This window comes from Paenibacillus hamazuiensis (assembly GCF_023276405.1).
Lineage (GTDB): Bacteria > Bacillota > Bacilli > Paenibacillales > NBRC-103111 > Paenibacillus_AF > Paenibacillus_AF hamazuiensis.
In genome coordinates this window covers 2297315-2312798 of the sequence record NZ_JALRMO010000001.1, presented here as the reverse complement: position 1 = coordinate 2312798, position 15484 = coordinate 2297315, and the positions used below count along the sequence as shown (strand labels likewise).

Sequence of the window (15484 nt, the reverse complement as noted above, 5' to 3'; positions counted from 1 at the left end):
AAGGAATCCCGGTCTTTTTAATTCTGTCAAAAAACTTAATACAGTGTTTTCACTGCCTCGGGCGTAAAAGGGATCAAGTCGGCTGTTCGGCTTTCACGAATTTTGTTTGCCCAAGCAGGATCAACCAATAATGCCCGGCCTACGGCTACGAGATCGAATTCCTCACGCTCCAGCCTTTCGATTAACCCGTCGATTTTGGTATTTTCAGCGCTCTTTCCTTCCGTAAAAAGACTCATAAAATCGTTATCCAGGCCGACCGAACCAACTGTAATCGTCGGTTTCCCCGTCAGCTTTTTGGTCCATCCGGCAAGATTCAGATCGGAGCCTTCGAACTCAGGCTCCCAGAAGCGGCGGGTCGAGCAGTGGAATATATCGACGCCTGCATCGACCAATGGTGCCAGGAATTGTTCCAACAGCGCCGGCGTTGCAGCCAATTTCGCCGTGTAATCCGTCGCCTTCCATTGCGAGAACCGCAGCACGATAGGGAACTCCGGTCCGACGGCCCGGCGGCATGCTTCAATGACCTCTGCCGCGAAGCGGGTGCGGGCAATCATGTCCCCGCCATAGCTGTCCGTACGAGGGTTCGTTTTTTCCCAAAAAAATTGGTCGATCAAATATCCATGCGCCCCGTGAAGTTCGATTCCGTCAAACCCAAGACGCTTGGCCTCGGATGCCGCCTGCGCGAAAGCTTGGACAATTGCGGCGATATCCGCTTCCGAATAATCTCCAACATGGCCTCGCGCTCCCATATGCCAAATCTGCGGTATGATCCGTCCGCCTGCCTCGTGTACCGCGGCCACGACGTTTGCCCAACCGTTTAATGCAGCCTCGCCGTAGATGTGCGGTACGTTCGTTTGGTTGGAAGCATCCGGATGGCGGATCACCGTACCTTCCGTTACGATAAGACCGACGCCGTTTTCAGCCCTGCGGCGGTAATAGGCGGCCACATCCGCACCCGGAACTCCGTCCGGAGAAAATTGTCTCGTCATCGGTGCCATCACGATTCGACTTGTCAGCGTCTTATCGCCGAATGCGAATGGTTTAAACAGGCTTTGAATCGATTGGGATTGATTCATAATAATTTACCTCCAACGGAATGATATAGTTTGCTGTACATCGATCCATTTTTATTGACTGCATAGTCAAGAAAAATGCAAAAAAATCAAGGTGCCAGCATCGCAAAAGATGTACGCAGGATCATTTCGATCCGTTCACGCGAAGCACCCGACTTCCCCATAATTTTCGCGCCGAGTAGAGAGTTGTTCAGATAAGCCGCAAGCTCTTGGCTGGTATGGCGTGCCGTAATTTGCTGCCGTTCCTGGCCGCTGCGTATTATTTTCTCAAGTATTCCTTCGACCTCGGCGAACATCATCTCAACTTCGCGGCTTACCTCCTCGTCGCAGCTGCCGAATTCCAGCATGGAATTGACCATAAGGCATCCCCTGCACACGGTTGCGTTGCCATGAGATAACGTAATGTCGCGTATGGCCTCAAGCTTCTGCAAAGGATGCGCATCCCCGGAGGCCAGTTCTTCCAGCATCGCTATGCTCTGTTCGCGGTAAAGCGCCAACGCCTTCAAAAACAAAGCCCGCTTGTCTGCAAATACGCAGTACAAGCTTTGCTTCTTAACCTTCGTCGCGCGGGTCAAATCCTCGAAGGAGGTCGACTTAAAGCCTTTCGTCCAAAACACTTCCATGGACTGATGCAATGCGCGATCGACATCAAATTCTCTTGGTCTGCTCATGGGTTTATAATATCAATTATTGACCATGTAGTCAACAATGATGACAGATCGATATGCCGCCATTGGGAAATGCCTCTAACAAAGTCTTTCAATCAAGTGCGCCCAAGTTCAGCGAAAATTTTAAAAAGCTTCCGAAGTTTGTTTCGGAAGCTTTTAATACCGGAATATGCTTCATTGAATCGCTTCACTTTAAGGGGCCGGCCTACAACACCTTGCTTAAAAACTCCTTTGTACGCGGATGCCGAGGGTTGCCGAAAAGATCCTCCGGCCCCCCCTCCTCGACGATGCAGCCCCCGTCCATAAATAGAACACGCGAAGCAACCTCGCGGGCAAACCCCATCTCGTGGGTTACGACGACCATCGTCATTCCTTCCGCGGCCAGCTCCTTCATCACTTCGAGCACTTCGCCGACCATTTCCGGATCAAGTGCCGACGTCGGTTCGTCGAACAGCATCACATCCGGTGACATCGCCAGCGCCCGGGCGATAGCGATCCGCTGCTTCTGACCGCCGGACAGCTGTCCCGGGTAAACGGCGGACTTATCGGATAGGCCGATACGTCCAAGCAGCTCCGCTGCTTTCTTGTTCGCGTCGCCCTCTGTGAGTTTCTTCAGCTTGCGGGGAGCCAGCGTAATATTTTCCTGAACGGTCAAGTGAGGAAACAAATTAAACTGCTGAAATACCATGCCCATCTTTTGCCTCAGCTTGTTGATGTCGGTCTTTTTATCGGTAATGTTCACACCGTCGAACACGATCTCCCCCGCCGTCGGCTGCTCCAGCAGATTAAGGCAGCGCAGAAACGTGCTTTTTCCGGAACCGCTCGGACCGATCACGACAACGACTTCCCCTTTGCCGATTTCCGTTTCGATTCCCTTCAGCACCTTCGTTTTACCGAACGATTTTTCCAATCCGTACACTTGGATCATAAAGGGCTCATCCTCCTTTCGGCGACCCCGAGCAGCTTCGACAGTGCAAACGTCATGACGAAGTAGATGACCGCCGCTACGATGAGCGGCTCAAACGGCTGGAACGTGTTGCCCTTCACAGTATCGGTGTTGTACATCAGCTCGCTCAGGCCGATGATCGAAACGATCGACGATTCCTTAATGACGACGATAAATTCATTTCCGAGAGCCGGAAGCACGTTGCGAAACGCCTGGGGCAATACGACAAACCGCATCGCCATGCTTTGCGTCATCCCGAGCGAACGCGCCGCTTCCATTTGCCCCTTGTCGATCGCCTGAATGCCGGCCCGGAACGTTTCCGCGACGTAAGCGGCGCTGTTAATGGACAGCGTGACAATGCCCGCCATAAAGTCCGGAAAAGCGGAGCCGAACGCGGGAACGTCGGGAAAATGAATGCCGATCTTCGGCAGCCCGTAATAAATGATGTACAGCTGAACAAGGAGCGGCGTGCCGCGAATAAATTCGATGTATGAGACAGAGATGAGCTTCAGCGGCGTTACTTTCGACAGCCTCATGAGCGCCAGCAGCATGCCCAGCACGACGCCGAGCAGCACGGTGAACACCGACAGGATGATTGTGTTTTTGGCGCCTTCGAGAAAAAATCCGTAATATTGCGGGATGAATGAGAAATCCATAAGATCACCCTGTCACTATTCGACGAGATCGTTGGCTTCTGCTACGAGCTTGTCAATCGTTTTGTCCGCAAGCAGTTTGTCCAGCGATTTATTGAGCGCGTCGACGAGCTCCGGACTCCCCTTCTTCACGGCGATCGCCGAGCCGCTATCTTCGTTTTGCAGCTTCATATCCGTCAGGGCAAGATCCTGGTTTTTGCTCAGATAGGCGGTTGCCACCGGAACCTCGACGACGAGCGCATCGATCTTTTTGTTTTTCAGCTCCAGCATCAAATCGGAAATTTTGCCAAGCGCCTTAAGCTCGGAAGCCGGCATTTGTTCCTTGACGATTTTCTCCTGAGTCGCTCCTTTTTGCGCCCCGACCTTCTTTCCCTTCAAATCGTCGATCGACTTGATCTTGTCCTTGTCTTCGGAACGGACGACGACGCTTTGTACGGCTGTGTAGTAAATTTTGGTAAAATCGACGTTTTTTTGGCGTTCTTCGGTCGGAGTCATTCCGGACATGACGAAATCGACATTGCCCGCATCCAATGCGGCGAGCAAGCCGTCGAATTTCATGTCTTTTATTTCCAGCTGGACGCCAAGGTCTTTAGCGAGCGCCTTCGCAATTTCAATATCGAATCCGACGATCCCATCCTTTTTGTCGATTTCTTTGTGAAACTCGTAAGGCGGATAGTCGGCGCTTGTACCCACGACGATTTTTCCCTTTTTCTTGATTTCATCCAGCTTCGTTTCTTTCTTCGGCTCGGAGGCAGCGGTGGATTTGCCCGCAGATGCATTCTGCGGTTCGGATAGAGACTGGGCGGCAGGCTTTTGCCCGCAAGCGGACAATACGAGTGCGAAACAAATAAAAATCATCAACAATGTGGCGTTCTTTTTAATCATAGGTCAATTCTCCTTTTCTAAGATGCGCTCCACATTATATCCCATAATGCCCGGCTCAACAACGGATGCGGTTTGCGGATTATGACCTTTTTGTGAAAAAGGACATGGTAATTTGAGGCAATAGCCAAGCTGCCTGATTGTTTGTATAATCTTGGATGGGGCTTGGCCCGGGAAAGGAGGTTTCCGGATTGACGCGTCGTCCAGGAACCGTTCAATTTGGATTGATCTATTTCACAGGCATCGTTGCCATCTCGTTCTCCTCGATTTTCATCAGGTGGTCGGAAGCGCCGGTTTCTGTGCTTGGCATGTACCGGCTGCTTTTTACCGTCATCCTGATGAGCCCGTTCATACGACCTTATATTTCGGAGATACGCGGTCTCACGCCAAAACAGTGGGGGCTCCTGCTGTTATCCGGCTCTGCGCTCGGGTTGCATTTCCTGTTCTGGATGGGGTCATTGCGTTATACGTCCGTAGCCAGCTCAACCGTTTTGATGACGCTGGAGCCGGTGCTGGTTATGGCAGGAGCATATATTTTCTTCGGGGAAAAAGCTTCCCGCCAAACTGTAGTCGGTATGGCGGTTGCGGTAAGCGGCGCGATGATGATTTCGTGGGGAGATTTCGGTTTGTCGCTGCGGGCTCTTCAAGGGGATTTGCTTTCGCTGCTAGGCACAGCCGCCGTTGCCGTACACATGCTGCTCGGACAGCGGCTGCGGCGGCACGTTTCGTCTTATGTATACAGTCTGCTCGTTTTTGCGGTTGCCGCGGCCGTCTTCGCTTTGTATAACGCAGCGGCTGGGTATTCCTTTGTCCATTATGAGGCGCGTGAATGGGGTTTGTTTGCTCTGCTTGCCGTCGTCCCGACGGTATTCGGGCACCTGCTGTTCAACTGGCTGCTTAAATATATGAACGCAGCCTCCGTCTCGATGTCCGTGCTCGGTGAGCCGGTCGGCTCCACCCTTCTCGCCTTCTGGCTTTTGGGCGAACCGGTGGGCGTCTTTCAGCTGTTTGCCGGGCTCGTCATGTTGGCAGGAGTATGGATTTTTATCGATTCGGGCAGTCGTAGGAGGTCCACCCCCTAAATCTAGGGCCCACCCCCTAAATCCCCCTTCAAAGGGGGACCCCAGGCGCTCGGGCGCCCTGGACCCGCCAGCAGAGAGTTCATACTCGCTGCTAGCTCGCGTCTGTCGGGCATGCAGTTTTTGCTTTCAGGCAAAAACTGCTATGCCCGACACGCTCTACTTTTGGCGCGATGCCGTGGGAGTGGGTAGGTGCCTCGGGCCCGCGTTTGTCAGGCATGGATTTTTGCCCTTCGGCTAAAAATCCTATGCCCGACACGCTCTACTTTTGGCGCGATGCCGTGGGAGTGGGTAGGTGCCTCGGGCCCGCGTTTGTCAGGCATGGATTTTTGCCCTTCGGCTAAAAATCCTATGCCCGACACGCTCTACTTTTGGCGCGATGCCGTGGGAGTGGGTAGGTGCCTCGGGCCCGCGTTTGTCAGTCATGGTTTTTTGCCCTTCGGCTAAAAATCCTATGTCTGACACGCTCTACTCTTGGCGCGATGCCGTGGGAGTGGGTACGTGCCTCGGGCCCGCGTTTGTCAGTCATGGTTTCTTGCCCTTCGGCTAAAAATCCTATGTCTGACATGCTCCACTTTTGGCGCGATGCCGTGGGAGTGGGTACGTGCCTCGGGCCCGCGTTTGTCAGTCATGGATTTTTGCCCTTCGGTTAAAAATCCTATGACTGACACGCTCTCCTTTTGAGGCGATGTGTTGGGTGTAAGTGTGTGCTTTGGGCGTACATAATTGTGAAAAGCGACTCACCCGCCCTGGCTGTTTCGGTAAACGAACTGCTGAAGCTGTTTGGTCAATCCGCCTTTGCCGAATTTGAGCAGCGATCTTCGCGGCTCCGCTTCCCGATCTTGCCGGGCCGCCGCCAAAAAGCGCACGATCGCTTGACGCCGCTCGACGATTTCGCGCAAGCCGGCATCGAACATCCAGCTGTCAATCGTATTGTAAATACCCCGATTGAGTCCGAACGTCGTGAAGCAGTATTCGATAAACCGGATATCCGGCAAATGGAGCACCTCGTCATCGATTTGCTTATCGGTTTGAAGCTCTGCGGCATAAGCCATTTGGACTCACTCCTTTTTGAAAGCTGCGAAAGTGAAAAAAATTACGGAGAAACCGTATCCCGCTTCCCGCGCAAAAGCTGAACGTCGCGAACAAACTCGCGCACCGTATGGTTCAGCCGTTCGCGTATTTCATCCGCGAGCGTAAACCGATTGCTTTCGTCACGCTGCACCTGAGAGTCGACCACATAAGCGCCGGTAAAAATATTCCGCGCCCCGAGGGCGGACAGCACCGGCTTCAGCGCGAAATCGATAGCCAGCAGATGTGCAATCGTACCTCCGATCGCAAGCGGCAGGACGGTTTTGCCTTCCAGCCCTTTTTGCGGGATCAGGTCGAGGAATGTCTTGATGACGCCGGTATACGACGCCTTGTAGATCGGCGTAGCTACGACGACGCCGTCCGCTTCCTCAATCGCGCGGTTCGCGGCCTGGATCGCAGGACTGTCGAACCGCGTATGGATCAAATCCTCCGGCGGCAGTTTATGGACGCGAATCCATTCGACGTCAACCCCCGCTTGGTACAGCTGCTCGCTTACGTAGTCCGTGATTCCGTTTAAGCGGCTTGTTTCGGACGGACTTCCGGAAATAATGACGATTTTGGACATGGAAATGCACTCCTCTCAAGTATCTGGATATATTGGGGGTGAAAAAAAGACTTCCGCACACTTGCAGACTGTCTGCGAGTGGCGGAAGTCTCCGGCGATCCGGTAGACCGGGAATTACGATTTGGCCCGTTTGGCCTGCTCCGCTGCCGTTCTCTGGGCAATGGAAGCTTCCGGCTCGAACCGCTTTTTCTCGGTTCTTTCAATTTGCACGATGCGCCCGTCATGGATGACGATTTGCACGCTGCCGTATTCCAGCCCATTGACGCTGTTCACAATCCGTTTCACCCAAATGTCGTCGACTTCCAAAGGTTTAACCATACATATCCCTCCGATATTCCTTTTATCATATCTATTTAGTCGGATTTTGCGCAGAAGGAACGACTAGATCGTCCAGTCGTACCATTCTTCCCGCCGCTTTTCTTGGTAAATGAGCCAATTCCGCGTTTTTTCAATCACTTGCTGTGCCGCCGCTCCCGAAGAGAACGTATGGTCCGCCTGAAAAATGATGTCCTTGTCGCAAAGCCCCTGCGATCGCAGCCAGAACACCTTCTGGTAGAGCGGGCAGTAATCGGGTGGAATCACTTCGTCGGCCGTTCCGTGAACGAGGAACACATCGCCGTTAAATCGGCGGATTTGCTCAAAGGGATGATGATTGGAGAGCGACTCGAAAAAGGCCGGCTTAAACTTGTAACCTAAGTAATCCGCTTCGCCAAGGCGGACGGCATCCTCATAGACCTGTTTCCCGGTTATTTTGACGATATCGTTGAAAGGATGCGCCACCGCGGCCCACATGACAAGCGTTTTGATCCGCTTATCCTTGGCTGCGGTCAGCAGCGCAACGGCCCCGCCCAGGCTGTGTCCGAGCAAAATGATGCGCTGCGGATCGACGCAGTCGATCGAATGTGCGTAATCGACCACGTGCCGCGTCTGCTCGATCAGCGAATCGAGGCCGCCTGCGCCGTATTCGCCCGTGCTTTCGCCGCAGCCGCCGTAATCGAAGCGCAGCACCATGTAGCCGTGTTCGCTGAAATCGCGGGCGGCCTTCACGAACAGCCGGTCGACGCCGATCCGGTTGCCTACGAAGCCGTGCGCAATGATCACGAGCGGATATTTGGAGCCGGAGCGGCGGCTTTGGCGGTCTTCCGCCAAGGGATAATGGAGAGTTGCCGCCAAGTCCAACGTTCCGCTTTTTATCGTGATGTGATGTTCCAAGTCAACCCTCTCCCTTCGGAAAATTAAATGTGCACCGGCATCGGATCGATTTTCAGACCGTTTTCGAGTGTAATATGTTCATTATCGTTAAACATATACAGCCTGTGGATCAAAACCTGCACGCGGTCGCCGGGCTGTAAAGCGGAGCGTTCCAGTGAACGGTAAGCGAAAAGCTTCAGTCCCTCGACCTCGACTTCCACCTGCCAGTTCGAGCCGCGGAAATAGATGTTGGTCACGATTCCCTGCTCCGCAGCGGAAGGGTACGATACTTCCCCCGGCGTGCCGATTTCGATAAACTCCGGACGGATGATCGCTTTCGCACTGCCGAGCGCGCCTTCTTCAAACCCTTTGAACCGCGAAACGTCGTCCAGCACGTTCGATTCCCCGATGAAGCCGGCCACAAAAGGCGTTTGCGGATTTTTATAAATGTCGATCGGCGTGCCTTTTTGCTCGAGGCGGCCTTCGTTTACGATCATGATTTCATCGGCGACCTCGACCGCTTCCTCCTGGTCGTGCGTCACGAAAATGGTTGTGATGCCGAGCCGGCCGATCATGTCCTTGAGCCACGTCCTCAGCTCCTTTCGGACTTTGGCGTCGATCGCGGCGAACGGTTCGTCGAGCAGCAGCAACTGCGGTTCCGGCGCCAAGGCGCGGGCGAAGGCGACGCGCTGCCGCTGTCCGCCGGAAAGCTGGTGCGGCAGCCGCTTCTCCAGCCCTTTCAGGCCGGTCAGCTCGATCAGCTCACTCACGCGCTCCTTGATCTGCTGCTTGCTGCGCTTTTTCACCGTGAGGCCGAAGGCGATGTTGTCGAATACGTTCATATGGCGGAACAGCGCGTAGTTTTGGAAAACGAATCCGATCCCGCGCTCCTGGGGAGGCAGCCCGCTCACCTTTTGCCCATGGAACAAAATCTCTCCGCCGTCCGGCTCCTCGAGCCCGGCGAGCATGCGCAAAATCGTCGTTTTCCCGCCTCCGCTCGGTCCGAGCAAGCCGATCAGACGGCCTTTTTCAATCTCAAAGCTGACATCTTTGGTGGCCTGGAAGCTGCCAAAGCTTTTGGTCAAGTGTTTGGCGACGATATGCATCCGTCATTCCCCTTCCCTTTGCTCATGCTGTTGAAACTTCCATTCGACAACGCTTTTGACGATCAAGGTGACGACCGCCAGCAAAACGAGCAGCGAAGCGATCGCAAACGACCCGGCAAAGTTGTATTCGTTGTATAAAATTTGAATATGAAGCGGGATCGTGTTCGTGTAGCCGCGAATGTGGCCGGATACGACCGAGACGGCGCCGAATTCGCCCATCGCCCGCGCGTTGCACAGGATCACGCCGTACAGCAGCCCCCACTTGATATTCGGCAGCGTCACCTTCCAGAAGATGCGCCAGCCCTTGGCGCCGAGCGTCACCGCAGCTTCCTCCTCCTGCGTGCCCTGAGACTGCATAAGCGGAATGAGCTCGCGCGCCACAAAAGGAAACGTGACGAACGCCGTGGCCAGCACCATGCCGGGAAGGGCGAAAATGATCTTAATGTCGTGTTCGCCGAGCCATGGCCCGAAAAATCCGCGAGCCCCGAACAATAAGACGAAGATCAGACCGGAAATCACAGGAGACACCGCGAACGGCAAATCGATGAGCGTGATCAGGAAATTTTTCCCTTTAAAGCGGAATTTCGTAATCGCCCAGGCGGCCGCAAGGCCGAACAGCGCATTGAGCGGTACGGCGATAGCCGCCACGCTTAAGGTGAGCCGGATCGCCGAAGCGGCATCCGGTTCCGTCAAAGCGGCGAGATAGACCTCGGTTCCTTTGCGAAAAGCTTCCACAAACACAAGCACAAGCGGCAAAATCAGCAAAAATCCGAGAAATAACAATGCTATAGTGATTAAAATCCATTGGATGACCTTGGATTCGGTAATATGCTTCGGTCTGTCGACAGACAGACCGTGAGCCCTTGCCGTAACAGTTCCGGCCATGTTCTCTCCCCCTCTGCCTCTAGGCCGATGTCATGTGACGAGTCGTGCGCCACTGCAGGTAGTTGGTGATCAGCAGCAATACGAAGGAAATCACCAGCATGACAAGTGCGATGGCGGTAGCGCCGGAATAATCGTATTGCTCCAGCTTCGTCATGATGAGCAGCGGCGTGATTTCGGTTTTCATCGGCATGTTGCCGGAGATGAACACGACCGAGCCGTATTCCCCGACCGATCTGGCAAAAGCAAGCGTAAATCCGGTAAGCAGCGGCGGCAAAAGCTGCGGAAAAATGACCTTGATGAAGGTGCGCCACCGGTAAGCGCCAAGGCTGACCGCGGCTTCCTCGGTCTCTTTGTCAAGCTCCTCCAAAATCGGCTGCAGCGTCCTGACGACGAACGGCAGGCCGATAAAGGTGAGCGCCAGCATGACGCCGAGCGGCGTGAAGGCGATTTTGATGCCGAGAGGCTCAAGAAAACTGCCGATCCAGCCGTTTTTCGAATATATCGTCGTCAGGGCAATGCCGGCGACAGCCGTCGGCAAAGCGAACGGCAAATCGACCAGCGCGTCGACGATGCGTTTGCCCGGAAACCGGTAGCGGACGAGCACCCAGGCGACGATAAAGCCGAAGAAGGTGTTGATGAGCGCCGCTCCGAACGATGCTCCGAAGCTAAGCCGGTAAGACGCGACGACCCTTGCATCCGTCACCGTTTTCCAAAACTGCTCGAAGCTGAGACTCGATGTTTTAATGAAAATGCCCGACAATGGCAAAAGAACGATCAAACTTAAATACAATACGGTGTACCCCATAGACAGCCCGAAGCCGGGCAGTATACTGCGCTCTTTCCAAACTTTTGCCATTTATGATTTCCCCTTACGGCTTATATAATTGGTCAAACACGCCGCCGTCGGCGAAGTGTTTCGCCTGTGCCTTCGTCCAGCCGCCAAACGGTTCTTCGTCGATCGTGAACAGGTTCACCTTGGCAAACTTATCGGCGTATTTTTTCGCTACCGTCTCGTTTCTTGGGCGGTAAAAGTTCTTTGCCGCGATTTCCTGTCCTTCGTCGGTATACAGGTAATCCAGGTAAGCTTGAGCGACTTCGCGCGAACCTTTTTTATCTACGGTTTTGTCGACGATCGCTACGGGAGGTTCTGCAAGCACGCTGATCGACGGCGTGACGATTTCGTATTTGTCCGCGCCGAACTCTTTAATGGACAAATAAGCTTCGTTTTCCCAGGCGATCAGGAGGTCGCCAATTCCTTTTTGCACGAACGTGTTGGTCGCATCCCGCGCACCGCTGTCCAGCACCGGCACGTTTTTGTACAGCTTTTGCACGAACTCCTGCGCCTTTGCCTCGTCGTTGTTGTTTTTCTTGTAGGCGTAGCCCCATGCTGCAATGTAGTTCCAGCGCGCGCCGCCGGACGTTTTCGGGTTCGGCGTGATGACCTGCACTCCGGGCTTGACCAGATCGTCCCAGTCTTTTATGCCCTTCGGATTGCCCTTTTTCACAAGGAAAACGATCGTTGAAGTATAAGGCGAGCTGTTGTTTTTAAAAGCTTTCTGCCAATCGGCTTTGATGGCACCGGTTTTGGCGATCGCGTCGATGTCCGGCTGCAGCGCCAACGTGACGACGTCGGCTTCCAGACCGTCGGCTACCGAACGGGCCTGGCTTCCCGAACCTCCGTGCGATTGCTTGAACGTTATGGTTTGACCGGTTTTATTTTTCCAATAAGCGCCGAACGCTTTGTTGAAATCCTGATAAAGCTCACGGGTCGGATCGTACGATACGTTTAGAAGCTCCACCGGTTTGGCGGCGGATGCAGCGGGTTTGTTTCCATCGGCCGGCGCTGCCGGTGCGGATGTTGTCTCGGTTTTTCCTCCGCATGCGGCAAGGCTGAACAATGAAAGCGAAAGCAAGGTGAGTGCGGACCACTTTTTCCAATTGGCGACGATCGGTTGGTTTGATCTGGACATACGGTTTACCCCTCTCTGTGTAAAACGAAAATGGTATGATCTGCAATCCGTCATCGATGTTTCGCGGGCTCCGGTGGTCCGGTCGTCCTCCTTTACAATTCCGATGCGATTACTCAGATTTGTTGTCAGTATATTCCGTGCTTGCGAGTGTGTCAATCGGTTTTTCGCAAAAAAACGAAAAACCCAACTTGGCAAAAAGTCGGGTTTTTTCGGGGTGTTTTTTATGCTTTGGGCGAGCAGTCGCTGCAGTAGCCGAAAATCTCGAAACGGTGGTTCACGACCTGGAAGTTTTCCGGTAAATGCGGCACGTCCTTCATCGGACAAAACTCGAACGACACCGTCTTCTCGCATTGCAGACAGATCAGGTGATGGTGATGATGCGAGTGGCAGCGGGCGCGGAATTTGACGCCCTCGTTCAAATAAAACTGCTCGAGCACGCCCATTTCGCTCAGCAAACGCAGGTTCCGGTACACCGTATCGAAGCTGACGCCGGGGTACTTCTGACGCATATATTCATAGACGTCTTTGGGCGATAAATAACCGGTCGCTTCGGCAAACAGCGTCGCCAAGCTTCGGCGCTGGTCGGTGATCCGCCAGCCTTTGTTCGCCATGGCGGCAATGATCTCTTTTATCGTATCTTGCGTTTCATGCGAATGCGCTCCCATAGGCTCTCCTTTGCCCTTCGTCACAAACGTTAATATCGTTAATCATTATAATGCCCGATCTCGCCGGAGGAGTCAACTATTCGCGGCCCTCCAACGCAAGGAGCTGACTGCGGATCTCTTCTTTGGAGAAATGCTCGCCGATAAATACCGCTACATCCGGAACGTCCCCTTGCGGCGTTATTTTCATAAAGTCAGCTTCTCGGTAAGCGAACTGAAACATGAACCGGCTCGCCGTATCGGTAAACCGTAAAATGCCTTTGGCCCGGTAAACCTCTTGCGGAAGACGGGAAAGCAGTTCCTCGAACTTCAGCGAATCGATCGGTCCGGCAAAATAATGCGTGTATGCCATCACATGGTCATGCGTATGATGCGCGTGCGCTTTTGTGTGCGCATCGTGCTCCGAGGAGGGATCATGCCGGTGCTCCGCAGCGGAATCGTCGTGATGGTGATGCTCGTGCGAACAGCCGGGACCGCAGGCGTGATCCTCCCGCTCCTCGCCTTTATCCGGTCGCGGCAAACTGCCGCCATTCCCCAGCCGATCGAACATCGCGATATCCGTATGGCACATCACCGTCCCCTCGATCGGGGCGTATTCGTTCCACTCGCGGATCTGCTTCTCCAGCAGTTTCAGATCGTGCGGAGCGACCAGGTCCGTCTTGTTGAGCAAAATGACCGAAGCGCAGCGGATCTGCTCCTGCATAAGCTTGAACGTTTTGCCTTTGCCGTGCTGCATTTGGCCGAGCAAATGCGCCGCGTCGATCACGGTGACGACCGACTTCAGCTCGATGGCGGCGAGCAGCGAGGCGTCGGTTACGCCGTCGATGATTTCCAGCGGATTCGCGACACCTGTCGCTTCGATAAAAATGACGTCCGGCGAGCTTTCCTGCACCAGATTGCGGATCTCAAGCCCCAGATCGCCGCGGATCGTGCAGCAAATGCAGCCGCTAAGCATTTCCGTCATCGGCACGTCCCCATCAACCAGCATGCCGTCCAGGTTGACGTCGCCGATTTCGTTCATCAGCACGGCAGGTTTTTTCCCGAGCTGCTTGTAATAATCGAGCGCCTGCGTAAGCAGCGTCGTTTTGCCGCTGCCGAGAAATCCGGCCAAAATATGAACGGGCACCGTAGGTAGCATGTTCTCTTCCTCCCTCTCTAAATCTCGCTTCCTCCGTTTTCGGTAATTGTACTCTTCGCGCGCATCCGATGTCAAACTTCGTGTCATTTTGATAAAAAGACACTTCCGCTTCATGTGTATATCGTTTCCGCCTGGACCTATTTGCGAGGCGAACGCGTATAATACTTAAAGATAGACATGATCACTATGGCAAAGGGGGATCGCTGTGAAAGAGCATCTTGGCCCTTCGATCCAGATCGACCCGACGTTTTCATATTACTTGAACCGTACGGAAGACAGCATCGCCGATGAAATCGAGCTGGCAGGATACGGCGTCGTCCGTTATTTTGTTACGAATGAATATCAAGTGAACGGCCGACTTGTCGAAGCGTTCCGCCGCAGAGGAATCAAGGTGTGGGCGATGACGCTGGGCAACGGGACGTATACGACGGACCATCTGCCCAAGGAGTGGCCCGATTGGCAAATGACGCTGCTGAAGCCGGTCAAGGACGGATTTTGGCGGTTTTCTCCGTTCAGCTATAAATATGTGAAATGGAAAAAGGAAGTGCTCGCCGGGCTCGTTCGGCGCTATCCGTTCGACGGCCTCGAGATTGCCGAGCCGTATTTTCCCGAATGGAACGGCTTGTCCAGCGGAGTATACGGCGATGTAGGGCCGCTGGCAAGACTTGCGTTCAAAACCGAATACGGAGTCGATATGCCCGATTTCAGGCATGTCACTTCCCCCATCTACTATTTGAATAACAAAGAACGTTATCGCTGGTGGGTGCAGTTTCGGGTCGATGCGGTCAACCGTTTTTTGCACGAGCTGGTCAACGGCTTCGGAGGCGTTCGGGACGTGCGGCCGGACATCCGCATCGCGACATGGTCGATTGCCGTACAGGCAAGCGGTGATCCGGTGGAACTCGTCCGCGAATATCAAGGCGTCGACGCAGCCGCGATGATTACGCGGGTGAAGCCGGATGTGCATTTTATTCAGACGCATTGGCCGGATTGGATGAGAGGCTGGCTGAAGCCGGATTACATCAAGGCGTACCAGCCGTTCGCCGAGCAAATCCGCGCTGTGCACCGGGACATTCCGCTCGGCGTGCAGGCGGATATCGGTTCAATCCGCAAAATCCGGCGCAGCCTTGAATGGGTGGATAAGTTTGCCGCCGCTGCGCAGTCTTGCGGTTATGCGACATGGACCGCTTACGAGTACCACTTGGGCAAATATATGTACGACGAAAAACCCGTCCCGCTTAAAGCGGTTCGCACAGACCGGCAAGCGGTGCAGCTATCGTTCAGCAAACGGATCGATCCGGAATCGGCTTCGGATGAGCGCAATTATGAGGCGAGTGCCGATGGCCGGCGGTTATCATGCGCGATAGGAGTAGCTGAAGTAGACGGCAACCGGGCGGTGCTGCATTCGGACGATTTTCCCGCCGGCGGCTTTCGCTTGTATGTGCGAGGCGTGAAGGATACGCCGTCGCTGTGGCTGGTGAAGGACGGCAAAGTGAACGAGGTGCCGTCAGGAGCCTTTGTGACGGTACCCGCATGGAACGAATAAAAAAGCTGAACCCTAATTCCTGCTTACG

The 15484-nt window shown here is 54.1% G+C and carries 17 protein-coding genes; 2 read left to right on the top strand and 15 right to left on the bottom strand.

The annotated features are described in order from the left end of the window. Positions 1-35: 35 nt before the first annotated feature. From MYS68_RS10160 to MYS68_RS10140, 5 genes are all read right to left on the bottom strand, one after another. Positions 36-1076 carry an NADH:flavin oxidoreductase gene (locus MYS68_RS10160; RefSeq protein WP_248925732.1) on the bottom strand — a complete coding sequence of 347 codons (1041 nt, stop codon included), beginning with the start codon at positions 1074-1076 and terminating at the stop codon, positions 36-38. 86 nt (positions 1077-1162) lie between these two features. Then, positions 1163-1744, bottom strand: a complete 582-nt coding sequence (locus MYS68_RS10155; protein WP_248925731.1) for a TetR/AcrR family transcriptional regulator — start codon at positions 1742-1744, stop codon at positions 1163-1165. A 202-nt stretch (positions 1745-1946) separates the two neighbouring features. Continuing rightward, positions 1947-2669 carry an amino acid ABC transporter ATP-binding protein gene (locus MYS68_RS10150; RefSeq protein WP_248925730.1) on the bottom strand — a complete coding sequence of 241 codons (723 nt, stop codon included), beginning with the start codon at positions 2667-2669 and terminating at the stop codon, positions 1947-1949. After that, positions 2666-3343 (bottom strand): amino acid ABC transporter permease, encoded by a 678-nt coding sequence (locus tag MYS68_RS10145; RefSeq protein ID WP_248925729.1) that lies wholly within the window; start codon positions 3341-3343, stop codon positions 2666-2668. The genes MYS68_RS10150 and MYS68_RS10145 overlap by 4 nt, the downstream gene beginning before the upstream one ends. Before the next feature lie 15 nt (positions 3344-3358). Then, on the bottom strand, positions 3359-4225 hold the full coding sequence (locus MYS68_RS10140; protein ID WP_248925728.1) for a transporter substrate-binding domain-containing protein: 867 nt from the start codon (positions 4223-4225) through the stop codon (positions 3359-3361). 188 nt (positions 4226-4413) lie between these two features. Here MYS68_RS10140 and MYS68_RS10135 point away from each other — a divergent pair, with 188 nt between their 5' ends. Further along, on the top strand, positions 4414-5304 hold the full coding sequence (locus MYS68_RS10135; RefSeq protein WP_248925727.1) for a DMT family transporter: 891 nt from the start codon (positions 4414-4416) through the stop codon (positions 5302-5304). 737 nt (positions 5305-6041) lie between these two features. Here the strand turns inward: MYS68_RS10135 and MYS68_RS10130 are convergent. The 10 genes from MYS68_RS10130 to MYS68_RS10085 form a co-directional block, all read right to left on the bottom strand. Continuing rightward, on the bottom strand, positions 6042-6356 hold the full coding sequence (locus MYS68_RS10130) for a hypothetical protein (protein WP_248925726.1): 315 nt from the start codon (positions 6354-6356) through the stop codon (positions 6042-6044). A gap of 41 nt (positions 6357-6397) precedes the next feature. Further along, the gene (ssuE, locus tag MYS68_RS10125; RefSeq protein ID WP_248925725.1) at positions 6398-6958 is read right to left on the bottom strand and encodes an NADPH-dependent FMN reductase; all 561 of its coding nucleotides are present in this window, start codon (positions 6956-6958) and stop codon (positions 6398-6400) included. Positions 6959-7072: 114 nt separating this feature from the next. Then, positions 7073-7276, bottom strand: coding sequence for a YezD family protein (locus MYS68_RS10120; RefSeq protein ID WP_248925724.1), 204 nt, complete (start codon positions 7274-7276; stop codon positions 7073-7075). Between the two features lie 63 nt (positions 7277-7339). Continuing rightward, positions 7340-8170 (bottom strand): alpha/beta hydrolase, encoded by an 831-nt coding sequence (locus tag MYS68_RS10115; RefSeq protein WP_248925723.1) that lies wholly within the window; start codon positions 8168-8170, stop codon positions 7340-7342. A gap of 23 nt (positions 8171-8193) precedes the next feature. Further along, positions 8194-9255 carry a sulfate/molybdate ABC transporter ATP-binding protein gene (locus MYS68_RS10110; RefSeq protein WP_248925722.1) on the bottom strand — a complete coding sequence of 354 codons (1062 nt, stop codon included), beginning with the start codon at positions 9253-9255 and terminating at the stop codon, positions 8194-8196. A 3-nt stretch (positions 9256-9258) separates the two neighbouring features. After that, positions 9259-10140, bottom strand: a complete 882-nt coding sequence (gene cysW / locus MYS68_RS10105; protein WP_248925721.1) for a sulfate ABC transporter permease subunit CysW — start codon at positions 10138-10140, stop codon at positions 9259-9261. A gap of 19 nt (positions 10141-10159) precedes the next feature. After that, a complete protein-coding gene (cysT, locus tag MYS68_RS10100; protein WP_248925720.1) occupies positions 10160-10996 on the bottom strand; it encodes a sulfate ABC transporter permease subunit CysT in 837 nt (278 codons plus the stop codon). A 13-nt stretch (positions 10997-11009) separates the two neighbouring features. After that, on the bottom strand, positions 11010-12110 hold the full coding sequence (locus MYS68_RS10095) for a sulfate ABC transporter substrate-binding protein (RefSeq protein WP_248925719.1): 1101 nt from the start codon (positions 12108-12110) through the stop codon (positions 11010-11012). A gap of 221 nt (positions 12111-12331) precedes the next feature. After that, entirely contained in the window at positions 12332-12775 is a 444-nt protein-coding gene (locus MYS68_RS10090; protein ID WP_248925718.1) for a Fur family transcriptional regulator, read from the bottom strand. Between the two features lie 76 nt (positions 12776-12851). Continuing rightward, the gene (locus MYS68_RS10085; RefSeq protein ID WP_248925717.1) at positions 12852-13910 is read right to left on the bottom strand and encodes a CobW family GTP-binding protein; all 1059 of its coding nucleotides are present in this window, start codon (positions 13908-13910) and stop codon (positions 12852-12854) included. A gap of 205 nt (positions 13911-14115) precedes the next feature. Between MYS68_RS10085 and MYS68_RS10080 the strand changes: the two genes are divergently transcribed. Next, the gene (locus MYS68_RS10080) at positions 14116-15456 is read left to right on the top strand and encodes a glycoside hydrolase family protein (protein ID WP_248925716.1); all 1341 of its coding nucleotides are present in this window, start codon (positions 14116-14118) and stop codon (positions 15454-15456) included. Positions 15457-15484 lie beyond the last annotated feature (28 nt).

Coding starts and splice junctions, on each gene's coding strand:
- MYS68_RS10160 (WP_248925732.1), bottom strand. CDS start 1,076: ATGAATCAATCCCAATCGATTCAAAGCCTGTTTAAACCATTCGCATTC.
- MYS68_RS10155 (WP_248925731.1), bottom strand. CDS start 1,744: ATGAGCAGACCAAGAGAATTTGATGTCGATCGCGCATTGCATCAGTCC.
- MYS68_RS10150 (WP_248925730.1), bottom strand. CDS start 2,669: ATGATCCAAGTGTACGGATTGGAAAAATCGTTCGGTAAAACGAAGGTG.
- MYS68_RS10145 (WP_248925729.1), bottom strand. CDS start 3,343: ATGGATTTCTCATTCATCCCGCAATATTACGGATTTTTTCTCGAAGGC.
- MYS68_RS10140 (WP_248925728.1), bottom strand. CDS start 4,225: ATGATTAAAAAGAACGCCACATTGTTGATGATTTTTATTTGTTTCGCA.
- MYS68_RS10130 (WP_248925726.1), bottom strand. CDS start 6,356: ATGGCTTATGCCGCAGAGCTTCAAACCGATAAGCAAATCGATGACGAG.
- ssuE (WP_248925725.1), bottom strand. CDS start 6,958: ATGTCCAAAATCGTCATTATTTCCGGAAGTCCGTCCGAAACAAGCCGC.
- MYS68_RS10120 (WP_248925724.1), bottom strand. CDS start 7,276: ATGGTTAAACCTTTGGAAGTCGACGACATTTGGGTGAAACGGATTGTG.
- MYS68_RS10110 (WP_248925722.1), bottom strand. CDS start 9,255: ATGCATATCGTCGCCAAACACTTGACCAAAAGCTTTGGCAGCTTCCAG.
- cysW (WP_248925721.1), bottom strand. CDS start 10,140: ATGGCCGGAACTGTTACGGCAAGGGCTCACGGTCTGTCTGTCGACAGA.
- cysT (WP_248925720.1), bottom strand. CDS start 10,996: ATGGCAAAAGTTTGGAAAGAGCGCAGTATACTGCCCGGCTTCGGGCTG.
- MYS68_RS10095 (WP_248925719.1), bottom strand. CDS start 12,110: ATGTCCAGATCAAACCAACCGATCGTCGCCAATTGGAAAAAGTGGTCC.
- MYS68_RS10090 (WP_248925718.1), bottom strand. CDS start 12,775: ATGGGAGCGCATTCGCATGAAACGCAAGATACGATAAAAGAGATCATT.
- MYS68_RS10085 (WP_248925717.1), bottom strand. CDS start 13,910: ATGCTACCTACGGTGCCCGTTCATATTTTGGCCGGATTTCTCGGCAGC.